We start from the raw sequence: 24,866 nt of genomic DNA on the forward strand, positions 1-24,866 counted from the left end.
CATGCTGGCGACGATTACCGATTATAAACAACGCATTACGTTGATTCAGGACAGCGGGATTCAGTTTTTGGATTTTGCGTTAAAGCCGCAGTTTTTAGCTGAACAGCCTAACTGTTATGTGCGTAAAAGTGCCAACGGCCCCTTACTGCACCTGCTTTACGATGAACACTCGGACAAATACCTGCTGCCTTCAGCAACCGGTATGCCACCGGAAGTCGTGAAACCTGAGTTGAGTATCTCGCTTGAGCAATCGCTTAAGCTGTTGGAAAAAGTCTGGCTGCCACTGCCCTTCTTCCGTTTCAATCCGCCGCGTACTTTTATGGGCGGTCCAGACAACTGGGCGCGGATGCAGATTCTCACTTTAGATACGCCCGATCAGGACGGCAACACGCACCGCATTTGTTTAGCGTTCGATACCAAAACCTATCCCGAAGGCCACGAGTACGAGTCTCTGGCACCGAATGCCAATGACATCAAAACGGGGGGGAATTTCGCGCTGGCTTATCACAGCGATGAATTGGGTGAATTCCTCGATGAAACCTGGGTCGACGGGTGGCTGCGTGAAGTCTTTACTCAGCAGGTTAAAGTGCAGGAAAACCGCGATAGCCATGATGTGAAAGTGGCGCTCAGAGGATTTGAATATCAGGCACATTATTTGAATGTGTTGGATATGTTGGGCAACCAGCTTGAAGTGCCGGAAATTCGCATCAATACCGGCACATTGCAGGAACCCGCGGTCAACGTTGACCTGATTTTGGACGTTGGCAACTCGCACACCTGCGGCATTCTGGTTGAAGATCATGCAGACGAAAGCAACGGCCTGAAGCAGACCTATGAGCTGCAACTGCGCGATCTGAGTGAGCCACATTATCTGTATAACGAACTGTTTGAGAGCCGCGTTGAATTTTCACAGGCAAAATTCGGCAAGGAAAACTTCTCTGTAGAAAGCGGCCGTGATGATGCCTTCATCTGGCCGTCGATCACTCGCGTCGGGCGTGAGGCTAGCCACATGGCGCTGCTGCGTCAGGGAACGGAAGGATCGAGCGGGATTTCCAGCCCGCGCCGTTACTTGTGGGACGAAGAAAGCTATGCACCAGGCTGGCGCTTCAGCCAAACGGACGCCCACTCGCAGACCGAACCATTAGCGACGGCCATGCCGTTGACCATCATGCTAAATGATGAAGGTCAACCTCTCTACAATCAGCCGCTGGATGAGCGTTTACCGGTATTTTCACCGCACTACAGCCGCAGCTCGATCATGACATTCATGCTCTCCGAACTGCTGGCACAGGCGCTCATGCAGATGAATAGCGCCGCTCAACGGTTGAAGATGATTCACAGCAGCGCGCCGCGCCAGTTGCGTAATATCATTCTGACGTTGCCTTCCGCAATGCCGAAGCCTGAACGTGAAATTTTCCGTCGCCGCATGCATGAGGCTATTGCGCTGGTCTGGAAAGCGATGGACTGGCATCCGATGGATGACGATTTCACCACGCCAGCCGACAAGCAACAGAGTCGGGTTCCGGTGCCGGAGGTGCAAATCGAATGGGACGAAGCGACGTGCGGACAGATGGTTTACCTGTATAACGAAGCGCAGGTGAATTTTGGTGGCCGAGCGGAAGATTTCTTCGCCAGCATGGCGCGACCGGATAAAGAACTTGACGAAGGCGAACCCGTAGGGAAAACGCTGCGCATTGCCTCAATCGACATCGGCGGCGGCACCACCGACCTCGCCATTACGCAGTATCTGCTCGATGACGGTGTGGGCAACAACGTTAAAATCATTCCACGCCTGCTGTTCCGCGAAGGCTTTAAGGTCGCCGGTGACGATATCCTGCTGGACGTGATTCAGCTTTACATCCTTCCCGCGCTACAGAGCGCGCTGAAAACCGCAGGATTGGCCAGCCCGGATGCGTTGATGGCAAAACTGTTCGGCAATGAAGGCCGTATGGACGCGCAGCTTACGCTACGCCAGCAGGTGACGTTGCAGGTCTTTATCCCGATCGGTCGCGCGATTCTGGAAGCCTATGAGCGCTTTGATCCACTGGACACCAGCGCCGAGATCGAATCCACCTTCGGCGAATTGTTGGAACAGGCACCGACAGGTAAAGTGCTGGAATACATCAATACAGAAGTGCAGCGCGAGCTGCCGGTTAGCGATGTCGTATTCGATATTTTGCAGGTGCCGCTCATCCTCAAACTGAACAAGCTGCACGGCGAATTCCTGTCCAACAAAATGAATATCACGCAGAATCTGCGCCTGATGTCTGAGGTTGTGTCGCTGTATTCGTGCGACGTGCTGCTGCTCACCGGCCGTCCTTCGCGTTTCCCTGGGATTCAGGCACTGTTCCGCCACCTGCAACCGCTGCCGATTAACCGGATGCTGTCACTGGATGGATATCACACCAACGACTGGTATCCGTTTAACAAACGTGGGCGTATCGATAACCCAAAATCCACTGCGGCCGTCGGTGCGATGTTGTGCCTGCTGGCGCTCGATCTGCGTCTACCGGGCTTTTACTTTAAGGTCGGTGATTTTCAGCCATACTCGACGGTGCGCTACCTCGGCATGATGGACAGCAATAACGCCCTGACGCTGGATAACGTGTATTACAGCGATATCGATCTGGATGCCCCGGATTTCGTACTTGATCCGAAACATAGCTTCCAGGTACGCGGTTCACTCTGCCTCGGATTCCGCCAGTTAGACAACGAGCGCTGGCCCGCGTCCTCGCTTTATATGCTATCAATCGTCGATCAGGATTTAGCCCGTAAGGTTGTTGGCGACAGTAAACTGCGCGTCCGGTTGGCCGTGACAAAAAGCGACGATCAGGACAGCCCCGAGCGCTTTGAGATTGCCGATGCTGTGTTGGAAGATGGCACCCGCGTGCCGCCCCATCATTTACGACTCAAATTGAACACATTATCCGCTAACGGTTCAGGAGCGACCCATTATTGGATCGATAGTGGGAGTGTATTTAAAAAATGAAACGATTAACGCCTAAACAGCTTTCCACCCGACTTCACGGCCAGCTACAGGCCGTTACACAAGGTGTTGAACAAGCCATCGACTGGGTTGAAAACACGCGCCAGAACGCCCCACGCCTGGATATTGAAGCAGACCGACTGATCGTCAAATTGCGCCGTAATCATAATAAAGCGCAGCATCTGTCCGATGTTGCACAGAAAGAGATTGCCATCGGCTTTTTTGGCCTATCTCAGGCGGGAAAAAACTATCTGATCGCGTCACTGGCCGGGGGAGAAAACGGTAAGCTGGAAACCTCGTTTGAAGGGCAACAGCTGGATTATATCGATCATATTAACCCGTCTGACCGTGCCGCTGCGCTCGTCACGCGTTTTAGCCGACAGTCTGGCGTGAAGAACAAATCGTTTCCCGTTCAGTTGCAACTCCTCAGCGAGTTGGATATCGGCAAGATCATGGCCAACGCATTTTTGAACGATCTCAACCAAGAGACAACGTTCGAGGAACTCGATGAACGCCATATCGCCGAGCACATCAAAACGCTGTTGATGCACCGTCAGCCAGAACCCGTCGAAGGGATGAGCCGCGATGAAGTGGTCGAACTCTGGGACTATCTCGCACGTCACGATGTCAAACGGCAGAAACAGTTGGAGGCACACTTCTGGCCAGTTGCGATTGAATTAGCGCCCTATCTCACCGTTGATGACCGCGCCCAACTTTTCTCTGTGTTATGGGGAGAATTGAATTCGCTGACCGCTGCGTATCGCCATTTCAGTCACACACTGCAACACCTGTCCGGTACAAGCAAGCTGTTAGCCCCGTTACGAACGCTAGTAGATGATGATTTGAATCCAGCGGACAGTCTGATCGACGGTTCCGCGCTGGAGTGTTTGCACAGCGCCGACGATCCCGGCGTGTTGGTGCGCCCGGTTCAGAATGGGCGCGCAGGGAAAACAACCGAGCTCTCGCTGGCTGAATTAACGATGCTGACCGCAGAGTTGCTTGTCCCGCTGCACTTGCCTCCCAAAGAAGCGCTGTTCGAGCAGGTCGATGTGTTGGATTTTCCCGGCTTTGGTGAAATCCGCGAAACGCGGGACGAGCCACCAGCAAAACGCCAACATATACCGTATCCGCTGGCTCATACATTATTGCGTGCAAAACGCGCCTATCTGCTAGAGCGCTATACCGATAATCAGGAAATGAACGTACTGATGGTATGCAGCGCCGCTGGCGATCGTGGTGATGTTAAAGTGGTCGGTAAGGCCTTGGATCACTGGGTGAAACAAACGCAGGGCGAAAACGCGCAGGTTCGTAGCCACCGTAAACCGGGGCTAATTTGGGCGGTCACTCGCCACGATCGGCGTATTACCCACGGGCAAAACTACGATGCAGCAGTACAGCGTTATGTGGGTAACCCAGGCGATGCCTGGGGAACGATGCTAGCGATGGATAAGCGCGGCGTGGCGCGTATGGCCACGTGGTTGGGTGCTGAAGTCCACCGGGAAGTGAAACTCGGTCGCATCGGTGAACAGCTTAACGAACTCCAGCGTGAACTCAGCGATAACCTGCTGGGGAACTGGTATTTGCCCGTCGATGTTGACGATCCGGCGGAAAAACAGCGCATCGCAGAAACCTTGCTTAAATCGCTCCAGACCCGAACCGGCGTACACGGCGAGTTACTGGAACGTCTTCTGCCTTCGCGTGATGAACTGCGCCGTTTGTATCTGCAACAGCAAGGCGCAAGCTATGGCAATTTTCTCACCGATGCTGAAGACCCTTCAGCCCCCTTGGCCAATAGCGATCCGTTTGGTGTCGGGATCGAAATCGATCTCTTTGCCGATGAACCGATCGCGCTCGACCAACCCGCTGCACCCGTCATTACCGTCGATCATGGCTATGAGGCGGACTATGCGCATGGCGTTTATCGTTACTGGATTAACTACCTACGCGGCCTGCCGGAAAATGCTCCACTCCTCGATCTGCTGAATGTGCCGAAATCAACGATCGAAATGCTGGTTGAAGAATTGATTACCGGTAGTATCCGTTTGCGGATCGAAGAAGCGTTGGTCGATATGCTGGTCGATGGTGAGTCGTTGGGCATCAACCGCGAGAATAAAGCTGACCGCCAGGTTTCGCGCGTGCTCACTATTCTCGGGGACTTTGTTGCCTGGCTTGGCTTCCAGCAGCTTGATGAATCTCTGCGCCCTGCCAGCCGGATTAATCGCGGCCATAAAATTTTCGCCAAGCCGCAAAAACAGGCAGTCAGCTTTGGTGCTTCGCAGCGCCTAACTAAGCTATCGCTAACGCCCACCAACAATACGGCGTTTTATATCTATGACTGGCTAGTTGGCCTGAATGAGATGATTATCCAGAATGCTGGTTATTCCGCTGCGCGAGAAGTCAGTGCTGAACAGCGCGAACAGTTAGGCACGATTCTGGCGTTAATTAAACCCGCAGAGAAATAATTTCCAGACTATCACGATTGATATAGGAAACATGGCGTGACGTTGTCACTATTATTCATGTCATGTTTCCTTTTTCTGCCACATTTTCCCCTCCTAATGTACTTATCGCGCCCTTGTCATTCCTAAAAATCTTATTTGACGAATGGTGGATTCAATCTATACCTAAGCTGATGACTTTCAATTAATAAGCGTTGACGTTCCTCTATCTGTTAGCCATTTCCACGACGTGGATGTGGGTGACCTTAACAGGAGTGGTTATGACGATAGAAAAAGCGCGCGAGGAAGACGGTATCTCGCTAGAAAACGGCGACTATGAGCCCATTCTGCTGAAAATAAAGGCATTTTATCGAGAACTGACAACCGAGGGATTAACGGAACTCGGTGATATTTATCATCAGGATATTCACTTTATCGATCCTATTTCCAACCATCATGGGCTGAGTGCCTTACAGCGTTACTTTTCCAATTCACTCAACAATCTGAGCTATTGTCAGTTCAATATCAGCGATATCCATACCTTTCGCGGTGGCGCAACGATGTTCTGGACGATGCACTATGCCTATCCGTCGCTAAAGCATAATGCGCCGCTGACGCTCGCGGGTTGTAGCCACCTACTCTTTGCTGACGACAAAGTTATCTACCACCGCGATTACTACGACATGGGTGCGATGCTTTATCAGCATGTTCCCCTGCTGGGCTCGTCAATCCGTTACCTAAAATCGAGACTTCAGGCATGAAACGCGTGTTGATTACCGGAGCCAGTTCTGGAATCGGTCAACAACTGGCGCTGGATTATGCCAGAGACGGCTGGGACGTCCTCGCCTGCGGGCGCGATGAGCAGCGGCTTCACGCATTAACTGCCGCCTTCCCAGCCCTCCGCACCACAGCATTTGATATGACGAACATAGCCGATACGCGGCAGGCATTAGACGGCGTCACAGCCGATTTGGTGATTCTCTGCGCGGGAACCTGTGAATATCTGGATAACGGCGTCGTTGATGCGGAAAAAATCAGCCGGGTACTAACAACCAACGTGATAGGACCCGTGAATTGTCTGTCGGTGCTCTTACCGCAGCTTGCTAGCCACAGTCATCTGGCGTTTGTCGGCTCAACCGCCAGCCTCGTTCCCCTGCCGCGAGCAGAAGCCTATGGGGCTTCAAAGGCTGCACTGGCGTATTTCGCACGTAGCCTGTCGCTGGATTTGCAAGCTCACAATATCACCGTGTCGCTGATCCTACCCGGTTTTGTGGATACCCCGCTAACCGCGCGTAATGATTTCCCCATGCCGATGTTGATCTCTGCGTCACACGCCTCTGATGCTATTCGGCGCGGGCTGGAAAAGAAGAAACGCGAAATCGCCTTCCCTTTGGGCTTTGCGCTATTACTCAAATTGATTTCTGTGCTCCCACAGTCATGGCAACGTCTGCTGGCCAGCCGGTTAGTAAGGTAAAGGTATGAAGATTGCCATTATTGGTAGCGGTATTTCTGGTTTAACCTGCGCACTCAGGTTATCCGAACGCTTTCAGGTATCGATATTTGAAGCGAACAATTATCTGGGGGGACACACGGCAACAGTCGATGTGGTTCAGGATGGCATCCCTTATGCCATCGATACAGGTTTTATTGTTTATAACGAGCGAACCTATCCAAACTTCATTGCCCTGCTGGATGAACTGGGCTTAATCGGCCAACCCACGGAAATGAGTTTCTCGGTCAGTAACCCAGTTTCTGGCCTGGAATATAACGGACATACGCTAAATACGCTGTTTGCCCAGCGTGCTAACCTGTTCCGCCCTGCGTTCTATCGCTTTGTTGCGGAAATCGTGCGCTTCAATCGTGTGTGCAAGCGATATCTTGCCAGTGGAGAACACCAAAGGTGTGGGTTGACGCTAAGCCACTTGTTACAGCAGGAAAAATTTTCGCCGTTCTTTGCACAACACTATCTTTTGCCAATGGGAGCAGCAATTTGGTCATCGTCGCTTGAGGATATGCGGCATTTTCCTCTATCGCTTTTCCTCACCTTCTTCAACCACCATGGGTTGTTGGATTTGGTCAATCGTCCGCAGTGGATGGTCGTGCCTGGCGGTTCACGGGAGTATGTGCGACGCATTGCCGAGCGTATCCGCGATCGAGCAACGATCCATCTCCATACGCCAGTCAGTCAGGTTATACGTGATGACTCAGGGATTACGCTGCATACTGCCGAACAGGCGTATCGGTTTGATCAGGTCATTTTCGCCTGCCATTCCGATCAGGCGCTGGCGCTGCTGGAAACAAGTACGTCCGATGAACGACGCATTCTCGGAGGCATACGCTACCAACCTAATCATGTGATTCTGCATACCGATACCCAACTCTTACCCCATAACCACCGAGCATGGGCAAGTTGGAATTATCGTCTGCCGGTCGATCAAGCGCTTAGCCATTCGCGTGCGTCCGTCACGTATAATATGAATATCCTGCAAGGTTTTCGTTCATCCACCACCTTCTGTGTCTCACTGAACCCTCAGCAGGATATTGACCCGGATAAAACATTGCACCACGCGGTTTATCATCACCCGGTGTTTACTCAACAGACAACGGAGTACCAACAGCAGCGTGAACGTATTAATGGACACCACCGTAGCTGGTTTTGTGGTGCCTATTGGTACAACGGGTTTCATGAAGATGGTGTAAAAAGCGCGCTGGATGTCATTAGCCAATTCGACCAAGGCATGCCGTATGAATAGCGCCCTGTATGTGGGTAAAGTTCGTCATCGGCGCTTCACGCCCGTCACGCATCGTTTTGACTATGCGCTATTCATGACGCTCATTGATTTAGATGAAATTCCCGCCTTGCCGCACGCGGGTATCGCTTTAGAACGCTTTGCCCCAGCGTCATTCTATCGCGGTGATTACCTCAGTGGCGGCGATATCAAAACCAAAGCACAGGATCGGATTGCGGAATTAACCGGGGAACGTCTCACAGGGAAGGTTTTCCTCCTGTGCCAACTACGCTATCTCGGCTGCTATTTCAATCCGGTTAATTTCTATTATTTATACGATGAGCACAATGAACTGCGCTGGTTACTGGCAGAGGTACGTAATACGCCCTGGAATGAACGCCATACTTATGCCGTCGTCCCCGATGGTTCTAAGCCCGTATCCAAGGCGTTTCATGTATCGCCGTTTAACCCGATGGAGATGGTCTACCACTGGCGACTCACGCCGCCCGTTGCTCGGCTGAGAATTCACATCGAGAATCACAGACAGGGGCGCGAGTTTGATGCAACGCTGCTGCTACACCGTCAGCCGCTCACTCGCGCCGCCCTACGCAGCCAGCTTTGGTCCCTGCCGTTAATGACGATAAAGATCGCCTGCACCATATATTGGCAAGCTTTGAAACTGTGGATTAAACGTTCCCCCGTTTATCCTCATCCGCAGTCTGGAAAGAAGGACAACCCATGAGTTCAACGGAAACACAGCTGGTACGTCGCCCGAACAATAGCGCTCGCTATCTCCGAGCCCGAAAAGTGGTCTTTGCCCTGCTTGGGCGAATAGACGGCGGATATTTGCGCCTCCGCGAACCGGAAGGTCATGAAATACTCTTCGGAGACCAGCATGCAGCATTGCAAGGTGACATCACGATACATCATCCTCGCGTCTATCGCCGAATCTTGCTGGGTGGAAGCATCGCCGCTGGAGAGAGCTACATTGATGGTGACTGGAGTTCAACAAACCTCACGCTCGTTCTTCAGCTCTTGGCGCAGAATCAGGCGTTAGTTGATACGCTTGAAGCACGTTTTGGCTGGCTGACGGCGCCATTCCATCGGTTTATACACTGGTGTCGTCGTAATCGTCCGCAGCAGGCACAGAAAAACATCGCCGCCCATTACGATCTGGGCAATCATTTTTATCGCAGCTTTCTCGATAGCGAAATGCTCTATTCCAGCGCCTGGTATCAGCACCCCGACATGACGCTAGAAGACGCACAGCGCGCCAAACTGTGCCGTCTCTGTGAACAATTAGCGCTGTGTGAAACGGACCATTTACTGGAAATTGGCACCGGCTGGGGCGGGTTAGCCGAACTGGCCGCACGTGAGTACGGTTGTTACGTCACCACGACCACGCTGTCACAGCAGCAATATGACTACGCAGTTGAACGTATCCAGCAAGCAGGGTTGAGCCATAAAGTCACGGTGCTGCTACAGGATTATCGCACCCTGAGCGGCCAATATGACAAATTGGTCTCGGTCGAAATGATCGAGGCAGTCGGGAAAGCCTATTTACCCATCTTCTTCAAATGCTGTCAGCAATTATTGAAGCCACAAGGCCGCATGGTGCTTCAGGCCATCACCATCGCCGACCAACGCTACCATCATTACTCCCGCCATGTGGACTTTATTCAACGCTATGTTTTCCCCGGCGGTTTTCTTCCCTCGGTCACCGCGATGACCGCAACTATGACGCGGCATACCGACTTTATCACCCGTGACCTGTTCGATATCGGTCAGGACTATGCCCGCACCCTGAGCGAATGGCGTCAGCGTTTTTATCAGCAGTGGCATACGTTGAATGCGCAGGGCTTTGATGAATCTTTCCAACGCCTGTGGATATTTTACCTTTGCTATTGTGAAGCGGGCTTTCGCGCCCGAACCATTAGCACGGTACAGCTCACGGCGGAGAGGCCATGAGTAAAATGAGTAACGCGAGAAAGAAAAATCACGATGCCGTATCATGAAGGATACGGCATCGCACACTAACAGCGGTGGTTATCGGATAGCGCGCTTTAAAATGCGATTAGCGCTATTCAGGAAATCATCGGCAACTTTATTCACCTCACCATTGCCGTAGTCCAGTTTTTGCAGGCTCGTGGTCCACAGCTGTACTAGCTCCTGATTTTCCATAAACGGTGAAACGGGCACCTTCGATGCAGGTTGCTCAGCGGCTGCTCGATAAGCATTTGCTAACAGATTACCGGCGTTGATCACACCAATATCCTCCAGCAGTTTTTGTGCTTTCGGATTAGCCGGCATCCCGTTTTGCAGCCCAACCGCCTTCACGCCTTCTGGGTTACTCAGCATAAAACTCATCAACATCGCCGCTTCCTTCGGATGTTTACTGTTTTTACTGATCGCAAACAGCGAAGACGGTTTACTTGTCAGCCCGGAATCTTTCGCATCCGGCATCGTGATAAATGGCCCGGTTTCTAAGACCGTCTCTTTCGGCATGTTGCTGGAATAGGTATAGATGGCAGAATCCCACAGATACATACCCGCCAATTCACCGTTAATCCACGGACGGATTTCATAAACGTTAGTCCGCCCGAACGAGGAGAAATAGCGCTGATCGGGTATCACATGAGAATCAACCAGCTTTTTATAAAAGCCGAAGAGCTCTCTTACCTGATCGCGGCTATAGGCAATGCTTTGCTTCTTCTCATCGATGAGATCAATGCCGTATTTCTGTGCCATGTAGCTACGGCCGAGCGTCAGAATATCCAGCACATCGCTTGCCCCTTGGGCAACGCCAAGTGGGTAAAAATTGTCACCCAGTTTTTGTTTAAACACCGGGCCTGCGGCAAACAGTTCATCCCAGGTTTTCGGGTAAGCAACACCCGCATTATCCCAGGTGGTTTTGTTGTAAATCATGCTACGGGACGTCATCGAAATCGGGAGACCTTGCAGCTTCCCTTTTACGTCGGACGTTTTCAGGTAGTTAGGTGGAAAATCCCCCAACCCTAAAACGTCTTTTTGCTTATTCAAATCATAAAAACCGTCGCCGTTGCGGGAAAACTGCGGTAACCAGTTCCAGTCAATACGCATAACATCGGGTTCTTGCCCCCCAGCCATCTGCGTAGATAGTCGGGAAAGATAGCCATCCCAGCCAGCATATTCCGCTTTGACGGTAATCGTCGGGTTGGCTTTTTGAAACGCATTAATAGCAGCCAGTGTGGCTTCGTGCCGTTGATTTCCTCCCCACCAGGAGATACGGATCTCCGTGGCGTCAGCAGAGTGAGAGAAAGCAGCCCCGACGGGAAGAGCAGCACAGAGTAAGAGCAGGTGAGGTAATGTGTTCCGTGTTTTCGCCATAATAAAACCCTTATAATAGTATTTGGAGGTTTCCACCCTTCTCCTTATTACAGGCAGACGGGTACTACGGATGCGGACGCGCTTGCTGCGAAATAGCAGGTACGTTGATTAATTCCCTCTTTTCAGGTTAACGGCCAGCTCGCTTATTTTCACTGGCAGTTCGGTGCGTAGCGACCGATTAGCGGCAATACCCGTTAAAATAGACATCGCCCCATCACGATAATCTGCGGCACGATGTAATGGATCGGGTTCCGGTGTACCAAACAGATCGTTTAACATGACTTGATCGCCGCCGCCGTGCCCACCCGATTTAAATTCAACCGGTACGGCATAAGGCGCGTCAAACATCGGATAGATCTTTATTTCACATTCATCCAGCGCACCTTCATCTTCTTTTTGTCCGCCTCCGTTTACATAAGATTTTTCTACCAGTTTCATTTCTAACCGGCCCTTGCTGCCATTAAACACCACATTCAACCCTTCCCACGGTAAATAGGCATTTAATGAGTACGTCATAATGGCTTTGTTCTTATAACGCACCATGACACCCAGCACATCTTCAATATTAATACCGTCATCGAACACGCTTTTATCGCGGTAATAACCATCTTCATGTTCGGCATCTAAATATAAAGCCGTCAATTGTTCGCTTTGATTCATATGCAGTGCAAACGGGTCATTCTCTGCTGCAACACTATTATGTGAACGTGCATAGAATGCGGTGACACCACGCGCTTCGGCATTCGCTTTACCATAAAAGCGCAAATCACCTTGTGCGTAAACGGTTTCCGGTTCGCTATCCAGCCAGAAATTCACCAGGTCGAAATGGTGAGTGGATTTATGCACCAGCAGCCCGCCGCTATTGCGTTTGTCACGGTGCCAGCGACGGAAATAATCTGCCCCATGTTCGGTATTCAACAGCCATTCAAAATGGACAGAATAGACTTCACCAATAACGCCTGCGGCAATTAATTCACGGACTTTACTGTGGTGAGGGGCGTAGCGGTAATTAAAGGTCACTCGCAATTTACGGCCGGTGCGGTTAATCGCGTCGATAATCGCCTGACATTTTTCTTCGTCAATCGTCATCGGTTTTTCACTGATAACATCACACCCTAGTTCCATTGCCCGGATAATATAGTGATGATGCGTCCGGTCTATCGATGCAACAATAACAACATCTGGTGTGGTTTCTGCGATCATCTGCTCAAATTGATCGGCATGATACGTCGCCACATTATTGTGGCCAAATTTATGGACAATCTGGTTGGCGTAATCCATTCGCGTCTGGTTTGTATCGCAAAATGCAACAAAGTGCCCCTGTTCCTGATGATCTCTGGCGATCGATTCCAGATAAAGGCCCGCTCGGCCACCCGTTCCCACTACAGCATATTTCTTTTTCATTCTGCGCATGTCCCCCAATAACGTAGATCACATAGCTATTCGTACATAAAACGCCTTTGCCATAAAAAATAGAACATACCCACATCGTTCACCTTCATATTATTGCCATGTGATAGCGTTATCTGGCAGTAGGATAAAGATTGACATGCTCCATCTCTCATAAATACAAATTGAATATTTACTATATTACCGTTTGATTTTATTGGTAATGTTAGATTCGATTTATCCCACATACCTCACACTTGATTCTCTTAACTGCTCATACGCCAGCAGGATTCCCTCCACAATAGCGTCCCGTTCTTCCATTTTTTGCCAGATTGAGAATGCACCGAAGCGGCACGGGTTACGATCGTGATGGCCTTCTCCTTTTTCGCCTCACTGCGTGACACATCTCTCATTTTATTTTCAATCCATCTGATGATGCAGGATAATCGGCGTGCAACTAATGAGAGATGCAAGAAAGCGACAAGCACGTAAGGAATCACTATGCAGATTTTTTTCCAGGACACCATGGCTACGCCACTTGGGGAGTTATTGATTATTGCTGATGAAAATAATCATTTGCGTGCCGTTGAGTGGCGCGAATATGAAGACGATTTATTTCGCTCACTCAATCGCAGTTATCGGAATGATCCCTTTTCGTTACAGCCACGTCATAATCCCGGTGGTTTGACCGACAGCCTGCAACGCTATTTTGATGGCGAATTAACGATTATTGATACGCTGCCCGTCGCTTCTGTAGGAACCGAATTTCAGCAGCAGGTTTGGCGGGAATTACGCAACATCCCCTGCGGAGAAATTACCACATACGGCGAGCTTGCGACGCTATTAGGGCGCACGGGTGCAGCTCGCGCGGTCGGCATGGCAAACGGCTCAAACCCTGTCAGCATCGTCGTTCCGTGTCATCGTGTTATCGGTGCCGGTGGGGCGATGACCGGCTATGCTGGGGGGGTTCACCGTAAACAGTGGCTGCTAAAGCACGAAGGTTATTTGGCTCGCCAAAATAGTTTACCGTTATAATTATAACGCGTCCGACACGTAAAAAATCCACGCCGAATTGCTTATTCGTAAGTGATTCGGGTTAACCAATGCGTTAACCATTCTGTAACGCGATAGGCGAAAATATTATTGCCACGTAAAGTTTATATATCAGAATATTTTTCAGCAAAATCGAAAAATTATAGTTAGTTCACTATTTATTGGTCTATTCCTGTGATTGCCGCTCTTATCACGGCCGATAAAAGCTGTTAAAATTGACCAATATCAATTATTGCCTGAGCAAAGCCTATGATCCCGGAAAAGCGAATTATCCGACGCATCCAGTCTGGCGGTTGTGCAATCCACTGTCAGGATTGCAGTATCAGTCAGCTATGCATCCCTTTCACCCTGAATGAACACGAGCTCGATCAGCTCGACAACATCATTGAAAGGAAGAAGCCTATCCAGAAGGGGCAAGCGCTATTCAAAGCAGGTGATGAACTCAGATCGCTGTACGCGATTCGTTCCGGTACGATAAAAAGTTATACCATCACAGAGCAAGGCGATGAGCAAATTACCGGCTTTCATCTGGCGGGCGATTTAGTCGGTTTTGACGCGATTGGCACCGCGCAACACCCGAGTTTCGCTCAGGCGCTGGAAACCTCAATGGTCTGCGAAATTCCGTTCGAAACGCTGGACGATCTCTCTGGGAAAATGCCGAACCTCCGTCAACAGATGATGCGCTTGATGAGTGGCGAAATCCGTGGCGACCAGGACATGATTCTGCTGCTGTCGAAGAAGAACGCTGAAGAGCGTCTGGCAGCGTTTGTTTACAACCTTTCCCGCCGTTTTGCCCAACGTGGCTTCTCACCGCGTGAATTCCGTCTGACCATGACGCGCGGTGACATTGGTAACTACCTAGGGCTGACCGTTGAAACCATCAGCCGTCTGCTGGGACGTTTCCAGAAAAGTGGTACGCTGGCAGTAAAAGGGAAATACATTACGATCGAGAATATCGATGCGCTTTCCGAATTAGCCGGGTCTTCACGTAAATAATACTTCCAGCCTAACTCGTTGACGCTACCACTTTTTTTTGCTGTGGCAGCGTCATCGTTTTCCCCTTCCCTGCATCATCCGTGATATTTCCTATTTTGTTATTCTGCGGCTTATCTCTGTTGTTCAAAACGATCCCATTGCGGTACTCTTAATTTACGGGCTGTGGAGTAACAGCTGTTTGGAGGAGCTATGGCAAAGTATCAGAATTTACTGGTAGCTATTGACCCAAATCAGGATGACCAACCAGCGCTGCGTCGGGCGGTTTATCTGGTTCAGCGACTTGGCGGCCATATTAAGGCATTTCTGCCGATTTATGATTTCTCTTATGAAATGACTACCCTGCTTTCCCCTGATGAAAGGGGGGAGATGCGTCAAGGTGTTATTCAGCAACGGACCGAGTGGATTAAGGAACAGTGTAAACACTACCTTGAGGCTGGCGTTTCGATAGAGATCAAAGTGGTCTGGCACAATAAGCCGTTTGAAGCCATCATTCGGGAAGTAATTTCTGGGCAACATGACCTGTTGTTGAAAATGGCCCATCAGCACGATCGGCTGGAAGCCGTTATCTTTACGCCAACAGACTGGCAATTACTGAGAAAATGTCCTTGCCCCGTGTGGATGGTAAAAGATCAGCCATGGCCGACCGAAGGCCGAGCATTGGTTGCCGTCAATCTGGCCAGTGAAGATCCTTATCACGATCCACTCAATATCAAACTGGTATCAGAAACGCTGGAGCTAGCGCAGCAGGTTGACCAAACCGAAGTTCACTTGGTTGGCGCTTACCCGGTTACCCCCATCAATATCGCCATTGAATTGCCTGATTTCGATCCCAGCGTCTACAACGATGCGATTCGAGGGCAGCACTTGATTGCCATGAAATCGCTACGCCAGAAGTTCAGCTTGGATGAACGCGTAACACACGTAGAAAAAGGGCTGCCAGAAGAGGTGATTCCCGACTTGGCGGAACATTTGCAGGCTGGCGTCGTGGTTCTGGGATCGTTGGGCAGAACCGGCCTTTCCGCTGCCTTTATCGGCAACACCGTCGAACATGTGATTGATCACCTGAAGTGCGACCTGCTAGCGATCAAACCCGATGATTTCGTTTCGCCGATTACGCAGGAAGATAGCGAAAACGATTGATCGTTCATTGCATCGCTTTCAGCATCAAATAATGCCAGCCTTCGTGCTGGCATTATTTTTCGCAGTATCATAGATATAATAGATGTGAAAAAGGGGCGATGTTCGCCCCTTTCGTTTTCTACGTTCTACCACGCTTACAGCGCTTTCAGAATCGCCTCAACGCTGTCTTTGGCATCGCCAAACAACATCTGCGTGTTCTCTTTAAAGAATAGTGGGTTCTGTACGCCAGCGTAACCGGTATTCATGGAACGCTTAAACACGATAACATTCTGCGCTTTCCACACTTCCAGTACTGGCATGCCAGCAATTGGGCTATGCGGATCTTCTTGCGCCGCCGGGTTAACGGTGTCATTCGCGCCAATGACCAGCACAGTGTCAGTGTCGGTGAAATCGTCATTAATTTCATCCATTTCCAGCACGATGTCGTAAGGCACTTTCGCTTCAGCTAACAGTACGTTCATATGTCCAGGTAAACGCCCGGCAACCGGGTGAATACCAAAGCGAACATTGATACCACGAGCACGCAGTTTTGCAGTGATGTCATGCACAGGGTATTGCGCCTGTGCAACGGCCATGCCGTATCCCGGCGTGATAATGACCGAGGTTGAGTTCTTGAGCAAATCAGCTACATCTTCCGCTGAAGCCTCACGATATTCTCCGACCTCTTCGCTCTCACTGGAGGATACCCCATCGGTACCAAAACCACCGGCAATCACGCTGATAAAGGAGCGGTTCATCGCCTTACACATAATGTAAGACAGAATTGCACCGGAAGAACCCACCAGAGCACCGGTCACGATCAACAGGTCATTGCTCAGCATGAAGCCTGCTGCTGCGGCCGCCCAACCGGAGTAGGAGTTCAGCATGGAAACGACGACCGGCATGTCTGCACCGCCAATCGATGCAACCAAGTGCCAACCAAACACCAGCGCAATCGCCGTCATCAGAATCAGCGCCAGTACCTGCAACGCTACGCTGCCGGTGTTGACGAAAACCAATAACAGCAGGAAGGACACAACCAGCGCCGCCAGATTCATTTTATGGCGATGAGGCAACATCAACGGTTTGGAAGAGATATTGCCGCGCAGTTTACCAAACGCGATAACTGAGCCTGTGAAGGTCACCGCACCGATGAAGATACCCAGGAAGACTTCCGTCAAATGGATATTGACCATCACTGGATCGGTGATTTCACCGTGGTCGAGGAAGCTGTTAAAGCCGACCAGTACCGCAGCCAATCCCACAAAGCTGTGAAGAATAGCGACCAGTTCTGGCATTTCGGTCATTTCAACCTTACGCGCCAGATAAATACCGATTGATCCACCGATCGCCATTGCCACGATGATCCAGCCAACGTTGCCAGAATCAGGCCCCAGAATCGTCGCGATCAGCGCAAGCGCCATCCCGCTGATCCCGAAGATGTTCCCTTGTTGCGACGTTTCGTGCTTGGACAACCCGGCCAAACTGAAAATAAAGAGAATTGCGGCAACAATGTATGCAGCAGTTACTAATCCACCAGACATGTGTTACCCCTTAGTTTTTACGGAACATTTTCAGCATGCGCTGAGTCACGGTGAAACCACCGAAAATATTGATGCTGGCAATCAATACGGCAATGAATGAGAAAAATGACACCCATCCGCCGTGACCGATTTGCAACAATGCTCCGACAACGATAATGCCTGATATCGCGTTAGTCACTGACATCAGTGGCGTGTGCAACGCGTGGCTGACATTCCAGACCACGTAATAGCCCACAACGCAGGACAACGCAAAAACAGTAAAGTGAGACAGGAACTCTTTAGGTGCGACATCAGCCAGCCAGCCAAACAGCAGAATGGCAATCACGAGGAACGCGTATTTCTTCCACGGTGATGTTGGCTTGGCTTCTGCTTTCACCGGTGCAGCGGCCGGTTTTGCCTGTTGTGGCTGCGCTGAAACCTGAATTGGCGGCGCTGGCCAGGTAATTTCACCTTCTTTAATAACGGTCACACCGCGAATCACGGTGTCGTCAAAATCGACATCGATTTCGCCGTCTTTCTCTTTGCAGAGCAACTTAAGCAGGTTTACCAGATTCGTGCCGTAAAGCTGTGAGGATTGTGTTGGTAGACGGCTAGGTAAATCGGTGTAACCGATAATTTTGACGCCGTTCTCCGTCACGGTCACGCGGTCGGCAACGGTCAATTCGCAGTTCCCACCCGTTTGCGCTGCCAAATCGACGATCACGCTGCCGGGCTTCATGCTCAGCACCATCTCTTTGGTAATCAGGCGCGGAGCCGGTTTCCCTGGGATCAAGGCGGTAGTGACGATAATGTCGACGTCTTTTGCCTGGGCCGCAAACAGTTCCATTTCCGCTTTGATAAAGGCTTCAGACATGACTTTGGCATAGCCGTCACCGCTGCCCGCCTCTTCTTCAAAGTCGAGTTCGAGGAACTCGGCTCCCATACTTTTAACCTGCTCCTTCACTTCAGGGCGAGTGTCAAAAGCACGAACGATAGCACCTAAACTACCTGCTGCGCCGATCGCAGCCAAACCGGCTACCCCTGCGCCAATAATCATGACTTTAGCGGGCGGAACCTTACCCGCAGCGGTAATCTGTCCGGTAAAGAAACGGCCAAATTCGTGGGCAGCTTCAACGATAGCGCGATAGCCTGCAATGTTGGCCATCGAACTCAGTGCATCCAGTGACTGTGCGCGCGAAATACGTGGCACAGAATCCATTGCCATCACCGTCACTTGACGGGCAGCCAGTTTTTCCAGCAGTACCGGGTTTTGCGCCGGCCAAATGAAACTGACAACCGTACTGCCCGCACGGGTCAGCTCGATTTCATCATCCTGCGGCGCATTCACCTTCAGGACAATATCGGATTGCCAGACTTCTGAGCTGTCAACAATCGACGCGCCGGCTTCTTCGTATGCCGCATCGTCAAAACTTGCCAGTTTTCCTGCCTCACGTTCTATCGAGACCGTAAAACCCAGTTTCAGCAGCTGTTCAACCGTTTTCGGCGTAGCTGCTACACGGGCTTCATTGGCCAACCGCTCTCTTGGTACACCAATACGCATGCTGATACCCTTTTCGCTTATTTTTAACGAAGGTTATTATTCTCACCCTACTCTGTTATACGAATTCGCCGAGACCCACTGCACCCTGTATCCCCGCATTCACGCGGTAGGAAGAGGGTTTACTCATCTTCTACCACACGCTTTTTCGGGGCGTCTCACTGTAGGCGAACTCATTTATAACGTACTGAAAATGTGATCGATGATCCATAAATAAAATGAATTTCACAGAAAAGCCGAGTTATCACAGGTTCTGCCAGCCTTTCTTGGTCGAAAATCATGCTCTTCTCTGCCTTTTGTAGCATTATTATGGAAGTATTTTTCTGTGCTGTTTCACAAAAACGATGTGTTACAAGGTTGTTAATGTGATAAATCACATAAATATCCCTTATGATGGCAAAACAATCATTAACCGTTATTATTAGCACTTTTCTTGTTCTTAGCTGAAGCATTACGGCTTTTCGGCGCCACTGAAAATGCTAAAGCACAAGAATTTATTCCGTGCGATAATCAACCCCATTCCGTTACAGGTTGATTGCTATACCTTAAATAATTCGAGTTGCAGGAAGGCGAAAGGGTTTTTTATGAAGCTGAAGACTACTGTTATTGCGTCCACATTATTGTTATCACTCTCGGCATTTTCAGCGCAGGCGGCACAGGAACTGACACCTGAGCAGGCAGAATCCCTGCAACCCTTTGAGCGTATTACGTTTAAAGGACGATTTAACGCAATCAATGAAGCGGTAGCCGCAGCATCAAAACGCGCCGACAAAGCGGGCGCAGCGTCGTTTTATGTGCAATCTATGACGGATGCGAATACAAGCGACTCTTGGAATGTTACTGTTGACCTGTATCGCAAAGATGCGCCAAAAGCGAAACAAGATGTGCAATATCGCACCATCTACGGCGTGAAAGAACTGCCGAAAGATGCGGCCTATTTGCTGGAACCTTATGACACAGTCACTGTGAGCGGTTTATTCAGCACTCAGCCTGACCTAATCGATGCGATTGCGAAAGCAGCAAAAGAGAAAAATGCTGACTCGTTTTACATCGTACGCCAGATTGATGTGAACTCGAATAGCGCTAATCAAAGGGCTACCGCATTTATCTATAAAGCCGATGCGCCAAAACGCCAGCTTCAGAAACCTGATGCGATCCCTGCCGATTCTGATGCGGGTCGCGCTGCACTGGCTGCTGGTGGTGCAGAAGCCGCGAAAGTAGAAATCCCAGGCGTTGCTTACTCTGATAGCCCTAGCCGCAGCGTGGGCAACTTCTTTGAAACGCAATCGTCAAAAGGTGGACGTTACACGGTAACGTTGCCTGATGGTACGCAAATTCAGGAACTTAACAATGCCACGGCAGCACAGATGGTGCCTTTCGACTCCATCCAGTTCCGCGGCAACTACACCAATATTACACAAATATCCGAAGCGGTTGCTAAACGCGCGGGCGAGAAAGGTGCCAAGTACTACCACATTACCAGACAGTGGGAAGGTAAAGGCAACAACATGACCATCAGTGCCGATCTCTATAAATAACGGACGCAGTGTAGCTGCTAAGCCTTATAAAAAAACCCGCGATATCGCGGGTTTTTGCTATCAGTAATCAATACGACAGATTATTTGCTGGTATCCAGCTCTGGGAAATTTTTCACCAGATCGTCAATCGCTTTGATCTGTTGCAGGAACGGTTCCAGTTTATCTAACGGCAGTGCGGATGGACCATCACATTTCGCATTAGCAGGATCGGGGTGAGCTTCAATAAACAGTCCCGCCAAACCTACCGCCATCCCAGCACGCGCCAGTTCAGTCACCTGCCCACGGCGGCCACCGGATGCCGCACCAAACGGATCACGACACTGTAGCGCATGCGTAACGTCAAAAATTACCGGCGCACCGTTAGAAACCTGCTTCATAACATTGAAGCCCAGCATATCAACAACCAGATTGTCGTAACCGAAGTTGCTGCCGCGGTCGCACAGAATCACCTGATCGTTACCACCCTCGATGAACTTATCGACGATGTTCCCCATCTGACCTGGGCTGACGAACTGTGGTTTCTTCACGTTGATTACCGCGCCAGTTTTCGCCATCGCTTCGACCAGATCGGTTTGGCGTGCTAAAAATGCAGGAAGCTGGATCACATCAACCACATCAGCAACGGGCTGCGCCTGATGCGCTTCATGCACGTCAGTGATAATTTTTACACCGAAGGTCTGTTTCAGCTCCTGGAAGATTTTCATCCCTTCTTCTAGGCCAGGACCACGATAAGAGTGAATCGAGGAGCGATTAGCCTTATCGAATGACGCCTTGAACACGTAAGGAATACCCAACTTCTGCGTGACCGTGACGTAATGCTCACAAATGCGCATCGCCAGATCGCGTGATTCAAGAACATTCATGCCGCCAAAAAGCACAAAAGGCAGATCGTTGGCAACGGGGATATCCCCTATCTTGACCACTTTATTCGTCATACTTTTACCTTCATGTCGGGAAATAAATTAACGCTGCATTACTGCAAAACGGTTTCTTAATGTAAGACTATTTTTTTAATGCAAGACAATCTGTTTCTGCTCTATCGAATGAATCTGTACTTTTATCATTTCACTCACGGGATCTTCAGGGCACTGTTCAACAAAATAGTTGAGGTCTGACAGTGCAATATGGTCACAATCCAACTGAGCATAAATCAGACCGCGATCGCGGATCTCATACGGATCATCCGGGTCAAATTGCAACACCGCTTCGCTGGCTCGCAACGCCAATTCCATCTGTTTTTCTTCCATCAACGCGACTTTCAGCGTATCGAGCATTTTACGCACGATCATGACATTCTCCGCTTCATCCAGATCTTCATCCAGCAAACGGGTTGACGGTCCGATGTTACCTTTCAGCCAAACTTCCAGCACGTGCTCACTTAACGTATCGCCATTAAGTGGATTGATCAGCCACATCTCTTCATCGAGCCAGTCGGCACGTAGAATCAACTGCGTCGGGAAAATCACCGGCATCAGCGGTAGGCCAAGTTCGTTTGCGATATGCAGGAAAATGATACCAAGTGACACGGGCATGCCCTGACGAGATTCCAGCACCTGATCCAACCATAGCGCATCAGACAGGCGATAAACGCCGCCAGCTCCGCCAAATCCCCACGTGTGATAAAACAGCTCAATCAGTTTTTCAAGCTGAAGATCTTGCTCAAGGTCGTCAGGAATAACAGCCCGGGCGCTCTCAACCAGCTGTTGCAGATTTTGCCGCACATCCTGAGCGGGAAAGTCGCGGCGAATAGCCTGTGAAACCAACACGACACCATCACTTAGCAGTGACTGGTTGAATTCAAAATCAGCAATAGCACTCATAATTATTCCATCAGCAACGGTGACTGGGTCAGTGCCAGCAGCACGACCACACCAAAGCATATTAAAGCAGATACAAACGCCAGCCCGCGAACATTCTGGCTACGGGGGCGTTTCCCCAAGGCGATAGCGCCAAGAAGGATATAAATGATAACGCCAAACAGTTTTTCCGTCAGCCAGCTTTGCTCCGGCGTAAACGGATAAGTGTGACTCTGAATGATTAAACCAATACCGCTGATCAATAACAAGGTATCGTTAATATGCGGTAGAATTTTAACCCAACGCTGTTGCAGCAGAGGCGATTGCCGACACAGCCAGAAAAAACGGATGACAAACAGGGAAATACTGATGCCAATCGTTGCCAGATGCAGATATATCGTGGCTGGGTAAAGAGTTATCACGTCCATTGCTCCTAATAATTGATGGTATCCAACCAGCGCCCTAACGACACACGATCGTTGCCACCATAATCCTGACACGTTGCTATTTGTGTAAATCCTCGCGCCTGCAATAGCTGGCGCACCGCGTCGCCCTGCTGCCAGCCATGTTCCAACAGCAGCCAGCCACCGACCTCTAAATAGTGTGGGGCAGATTCAATAATGATGCGTAAATCCGCCAACCCGTTGTCGGCAGCAATCAGGGCGCTGGCAGGTTCAAAACGAACATCCCCCTGCGACAAATGCACATCGTCGGCATCGATATACGGTGGATTACTGACGATAAGCGCAAAGCGCATGCGATCGAGCGGTGAATACCAACTTCCGGGCAAGAAACGAGCGTTATCGAGCCTTAATTGCTGGGCATTTTTCGTCGCTAACGCCACAGCCTCCGGTTGAAGATCGACACCCGTCACCCGGCAATCGCGCCGTTCGCTGGCAATCGCTAACGCGATCGCGCCGGTTCCAGTGCCTAAATCCAGCACATCACACGACGTTTGTGGCAGACGCAACAGCGCTTGCTCGACCAGACATTCGGTATCAGGACGAGGAATCAGCGTGGCGGGCGACACGGCCAGCGGCAGTGACCAGAACTCGCGCACACCGATTAAATAAGCGATAGGTTCGCCCTGTTCACGACGCGCCAGCAGCTCGGACAACTGCTGCTGTTCAGCAGCGCTTAGCTCAGTTTCACCAAACGCCAGCAAGAATGTACGAGACTTGCCAGTTACAAAGCCCAGCAGAATTTCCGCATCTCGCTTTGAGCTTTCTCCCGTTGCGAGCTGCGTCATCGCAGAAACGAACCAATCCTGATACGTCATTATTCCTGCTCGGACAACGCAGCAAGCTGATCGGCTTGATATTCCTGCACTACCGGCTGGATCAGCGTATCCAATTTTCCTTCCATAACCTCATCCAGACGGTAAAGCGTCAGGTTAATGCGGTGATCGGTCACCCTTCCCTGCGGGAAGTTGTAAGTGCGGATACGGTCGGAACGGTCGCCGCTACCGAGCAGGTTACGGCGCGTTGACGCTTCTTCCAACTGCCGTTTTTGCACTTCAGCCGCACGGATGCGCGCGCCCAACACAGACAGCGCTTTAGCTTTGTTCTTGTGCTGTGAACGTTCGTCCTGACATTCCACAACAATACCGGTTGGCAAGTGGGTAATACGGATAGCGGAATCGGTGGTATTCACGTGCTGACCGCCCGCGCCAGAAGAGCGGAAAGTATCGATGCGTAAATCAGCAGGGTTGATGTCTGGCATCTCCGCTTCCGGCACTTCCGCCATGACGGCGACGGTACACGCTGATGTATGGATACGTCCCTGAGATTCCGTAGCAGGAACGCGCTGCACGCGATGGCCGCCAGATTCAAACTTAAGTTGGCCGTACACGCTGTCACCAGAGATTTTGGCAATGACTTCTTTATAGCCGCCATGTTCGCCCTCGCTGGCACTCACAACCTCGACGCGCCAGCGGCGTGATTCGGCATAACGGCTGTACATACGGAACAGATCGCCAGCAAAGATCGCCGCTTCGTCACCACCGGTTCCCGCGCGCACTTCAAGGAAACAGCCGCGCTCATCGTCAGGATCTTTCGGCAACAATAGGACTTGAAGCTGCTGCTCCAGGGCTTCAATCGTCGCTTTACCCTCTTTCAGTTCTTCCTGGGCCATATCACGCATTTCGGGATCGTCCAACATCATTTCGGCGGTCTGCTGATCCTCTTGCGCCTGCTGCCATTGCTGGAAACAGCGGGTAATGTCCGTAAGCTGAGCATATTCTCGCGACAATGCGCGAAAGCGATCCATATCAGCGATGACGCTGGGCTCACCGAGTAACGCCTGGACTTCTTCATGGCGTTCTTGTAACGCTTCCAGTTTAGCAACAATAGAAGGCTTCATACGGGCGGTTAAAT

General features: G+C 50.6%; 20 protein-coding genes. 11 read left to right on the forward strand and 9 right to left on the reverse strand.

Translation table 11 applies throughout. The features are described 5' to 3' along the window. Position 1: 1 nt before the first annotated feature. The 7 genes from E2566_RS10930 to E2566_RS10960 all read left to right on the forward strand — a co-directional run bounded on the left by E2566_RS10930 (position 2) and on the right by E2566_RS10960 (position 10,121). Positions 2–2,989 carry a virulence factor SrfB gene (locus tag E2566_RS10930; RefSeq protein ID WP_107169527.1) on the forward strand — a complete coding sequence of 996 codons (2,988 nt, stop codon included), beginning with the start codon at positions 2–4 and terminating at the stop codon, positions 2,987–2,989. After that, complete coding sequence (locus E2566_RS10935) at positions 2,986–5,448, forward strand: putative virulence factor (RefSeq protein ID WP_107169528.1); 2,463 nt, start codon at positions 2,986–2,988, stop codon at positions 5,446–5,448. Before E2566_RS10930 ends, E2566_RS10935 begins: the two co-directional genes overlap by 4 nt. Positions 5,449–5,705: 257 nt before the next feature. Further along, positions 5,706–6,185 carry a nuclear transport factor 2 family protein gene (locus tag E2566_RS10940; protein WP_107169529.1) on the forward strand — a complete coding sequence of 160 codons (480 nt, stop codon included), beginning with the start codon at positions 5,706–5,708 and terminating at the stop codon, positions 6,183–6,185. Then, a complete protein-coding gene (locus E2566_RS10945) occupies positions 6,182–6,898 on the forward strand; it encodes an SDR family NAD(P)-dependent oxidoreductase (protein WP_107169530.1) in 717 nt (238 codons plus the stop codon). Before E2566_RS10940 ends, E2566_RS10945 begins: the two co-directional genes overlap by 4 nt. Positions 6,899–6,902: 4 nt before the next feature. Then, complete coding sequence (locus E2566_RS10950) at positions 6,903–8,177, forward strand: NAD(P)/FAD-dependent oxidoreductase (protein WP_107169531.1); 1,275 nt, start codon at positions 6,903–6,905, stop codon at positions 8,175–8,177. Next, positions 8,170–8,895: a DUF1365 domain-containing protein gene (locus E2566_RS10955; RefSeq protein ID WP_107169532.1), complete on the forward strand. Its 726-nt coding sequence runs from the start codon at positions 8,170–8,172 to the stop codon at positions 8,893–8,895. The genes E2566_RS10950 and E2566_RS10955 overlap by 8 nt, the downstream gene beginning before the upstream one ends. Continuing rightward, positions 8,892–10,121 (forward strand): SAM-dependent methyltransferase, encoded by a 1,230-nt coding sequence (locus tag E2566_RS10960; RefSeq protein ID WP_107169533.1) that lies wholly within the window; start codon positions 8,892–8,894, stop codon positions 10,119–10,121. Before E2566_RS10955 ends, E2566_RS10960 begins: the two co-directional genes overlap by 4 nt. A 78-nt stretch (positions 10,122–10,199) precedes the next feature. Here the strand turns inward: E2566_RS10960 and E2566_RS10965 are convergent, their stop codons facing one another. Both E2566_RS10965 and E2566_RS10970 read right to left on the reverse strand, forming a co-directional pair. After that, entirely contained in the window at positions 10,200–11,519 is a 1,320-nt protein-coding gene (locus tag E2566_RS10965) for an ABC transporter substrate-binding protein (RefSeq protein ID WP_107169683.1), read from the reverse strand. 108 nt (positions 11,520–11,627) lie between these two features. Next, positions 11,628–12,923: a Gfo/Idh/MocA family oxidoreductase gene (locus tag E2566_RS10970; protein WP_107169534.1), complete on the reverse strand. Its 1,296-nt coding sequence runs from the start codon at positions 12,921–12,923 to the stop codon at positions 11,628–11,630. Between the two features lie 486 nt (positions 12,924–13,409). Between E2566_RS10970 and ogt the strand changes: the two genes are divergently transcribed. From ogt to uspE, 3 genes are all read left to right on the forward strand, one after another. After that, a complete protein-coding gene (gene ogt, locus E2566_RS10975; RefSeq protein WP_107169535.1) occupies positions 13,410–13,943 on the forward strand; it encodes a methylated-DNA--[protein]-cysteine S-methyltransferase in 534 nt (177 codons plus the stop codon). 267 nt (positions 13,944–14,210) lie between these two features. Continuing rightward, a complete protein-coding gene (gene fnr, locus E2566_RS10980) occupies positions 14,211–14,957 on the forward strand; it encodes a fumarate/nitrate reduction transcriptional regulator Fnr (RefSeq protein WP_005968491.1) in 747 nt (248 codons plus the stop codon). 189 nt (positions 14,958–15,146) lie between these two features. Next, entirely contained in the window at positions 15,147–16,097 is a 951-nt protein-coding gene (gene uspE / locus E2566_RS10985; protein ID WP_107169536.1) for a universal stress protein UspE, read from the forward strand. Positions 16,098–16,231: 134 nt separating this feature from the next. On the opposite strand, the gene pntB is transcribed toward uspE, so the two are convergent. Both pntB and pntA read right to left on the reverse strand, forming a co-directional pair. Further along, entirely contained in the window at positions 16,232–17,620 is a 1,389-nt protein-coding gene (gene pntB, locus E2566_RS10990; protein WP_103860658.1) for a Re/Si-specific NAD(P)(+) transhydrogenase subunit beta, read from the reverse strand. Between the two features lie 10 nt (positions 17,621–17,630). Further along, complete coding sequence (pntA, locus tag E2566_RS10995; protein ID WP_107169537.1) at positions 17,631–19,160, reverse strand: Re/Si-specific NAD(P)(+) transhydrogenase subunit alpha; 1,530 nt, start codon at positions 19,158–19,160, stop codon at positions 17,631–17,633. A 581-nt stretch (positions 19,161–19,741) separates the two neighbouring features. Between pntA and ydgH the strand changes: the two genes are divergently transcribed. After that, positions 19,742–20,695 carry a DUF1471 family protein YdgH gene (gene ydgH, locus E2566_RS11000; protein WP_107169538.1) on the forward strand — a complete coding sequence of 318 codons (954 nt, stop codon included), beginning with the start codon at positions 19,742–19,744 and terminating at the stop codon, positions 20,693–20,695. Positions 20,696–20,775: 80 nt separating this feature from the next. On the opposite strand, the gene kdsA is transcribed toward ydgH, so the two are convergent. The 5 genes from kdsA to prfA form a co-directional block, all read right to left on the reverse strand. Then, positions 20,776–21,630: a 3-deoxy-8-phosphooctulonate synthase gene (gene kdsA, locus E2566_RS11005; protein WP_107169539.1), complete on the reverse strand. Its 855-nt coding sequence runs from the start codon at positions 21,628–21,630 to the stop codon at positions 20,776–20,778. Positions 21,631–21,705: 75 nt separating this feature from the next. Next, entirely contained in the window at positions 21,706–22,515 is an 810-nt protein-coding gene (gene sirB1 / locus E2566_RS11010) for an invasion regulator SirB1 (protein ID WP_005968481.1), read from the reverse strand. Between the two features lie 2 nt (positions 22,516–22,517). Continuing rightward, a complete protein-coding gene (locus E2566_RS11015; protein ID WP_107169540.1) occupies positions 22,518–22,919 on the reverse strand; it encodes a SirB2 family protein in 402 nt (133 codons plus the stop codon). 5 nt (positions 22,920–22,924) lie between these two features. After that, complete coding sequence (gene prmC, locus E2566_RS11020) at positions 22,925–23,770, reverse strand: peptide chain release factor N(5)-glutamine methyltransferase (RefSeq protein WP_107169541.1); 846 nt, start codon at positions 23,768–23,770, stop codon at positions 22,925–22,927. Continuing rightward, positions 23,770–24,852, reverse strand: a complete 1,083-nt coding sequence (prfA, locus tag E2566_RS11025) for a peptide chain release factor 1 (RefSeq protein WP_107169542.1) — start codon at positions 24,850–24,852, stop codon at positions 23,770–23,772. The genes prmC and prfA overlap by 1 nt, the downstream gene beginning before the upstream one ends. Between the last annotated feature and the right edge of the window lie 14 nt (positions 24,853–24,866).

The sequence above is a fragment of the Pectobacterium punjabense genome (genome assembly GCF_012427845.1).
GTDB classification, from domain to species: Bacteria; Pseudomonadota; Gammaproteobacteria; order Enterobacterales; family Enterobacteriaceae; genus Pectobacterium; species Pectobacterium punjabense.

What these genes read in the sequence shown, in the direction of transcription:
- E2566_RS10930 (WP_107169527.1), top strand. Translation starts at nt 2, where the DNA reads ATGCTGGCGACGATTACCGATTATAAACAACGCATTACGTTGATTCAG.
- E2566_RS10935 (WP_107169528.1), top strand. Translation starts at nt 2,986, where the DNA reads ATGAAACGATTAACGCCTAAACAGCTTTCCACCCGACTTCACGGCCAG.
- E2566_RS10940 (WP_107169529.1), top strand. Translation starts at nt 5,706, where the DNA reads ATGACGATAGAAAAAGCGCGCGAGGAAGACGGTATCTCGCTAGAAAAC.
- E2566_RS10945 (WP_107169530.1), top strand. Translation starts at nt 6,182, where the DNA reads ATGAAACGCGTGTTGATTACCGGAGCCAGTTCTGGAATCGGTCAACAA.
- E2566_RS10950 (WP_107169531.1), top strand. Translation starts at nt 6,903, where the DNA reads ATGAAGATTGCCATTATTGGTAGCGGTATTTCTGGTTTAACCTGCGCA.
- E2566_RS10955 (WP_107169532.1), top strand. Translation starts at nt 8,170, where the DNA reads ATGAATAGCGCCCTGTATGTGGGTAAAGTTCGTCATCGGCGCTTCACG.
- E2566_RS10960 (WP_107169533.1), top strand. Translation starts at nt 8,892, where the DNA reads ATGAGTTCAACGGAAACACAGCTGGTACGTCGCCCGAACAATAGCGCT.
- E2566_RS10965 (WP_107169683.1), bottom strand. Translation starts at nt 11,519, where the DNA reads ATGGCGAAAACACGGAACACATTACCTCACCTGCTCTTACTCTGTGCT.
- E2566_RS10970 (WP_107169534.1), bottom strand. Translation starts at nt 12,923, where the DNA reads ATGAAAAAGAAATATGCTGTAGTGGGAACGGGTGGCCGAGCGGGCCTT.
- ogt (WP_107169535.1), top strand. Translation starts at nt 13,410, where the DNA reads ATGCAGATTTTTTTCCAGGACACCATGGCTACGCCACTTGGGGAGTTA.
- fnr (WP_005968491.1), top strand. Translation starts at nt 14,211, where the DNA reads ATGATCCCGGAAAAGCGAATTATCCGACGCATCCAGTCTGGCGGTTGT.
- uspE (WP_107169536.1), top strand. Translation starts at nt 15,147, where the DNA reads ATGGCAAAGTATCAGAATTTACTGGTAGCTATTGACCCAAATCAGGAT.
- pntB (WP_103860658.1), bottom strand. Translation starts at nt 17,620, where the DNA reads ATGTCTGGTGGATTAGTAACTGCTGCATACATTGTTGCCGCAATTCTC.
- pntA (WP_107169537.1), bottom strand. Translation starts at nt 19,160, where the DNA reads ATGCGTATTGGTGTACCAAGAGAGCGGTTGGCCAATGAAGCCCGTGTA.
- ydgH (WP_107169538.1), top strand. Translation starts at nt 19,742, where the DNA reads ATGAAGCTGAAGACTACTGTTATTGCGTCCACATTATTGTTATCACTC.
- kdsA (WP_107169539.1), bottom strand. Translation starts at nt 21,630, where the DNA reads ATGACGAATAAAGTGGTCAAGATAGGGGATATCCCCGTTGCCAACGAT.
- sirB1 (WP_005968481.1), bottom strand. Translation starts at nt 22,515, where the DNA reads ATGAGTGCTATTGCTGATTTTGAATTCAACCAGTCACTGCTAAGTGAT.
- E2566_RS11015 (WP_107169540.1), bottom strand. Translation starts at nt 22,919, where the DNA reads ATGGACGTGATAACTCTTTACCCAGCCACGATATATCTGCATCTGGCA.
- prmC (WP_107169541.1), bottom strand. Translation starts at nt 23,770, where the DNA reads ATGACGTATCAGGATTGGTTCGTTTCTGCGATGACGCAGCTCGCAACG.
- prfA (WP_107169542.1), bottom strand. Translation starts at nt 24,852, where the DNA reads ATGAAGCCTTCTATTGTTGCTAAACTGGAAGCGTTACAAGAACGCCAT.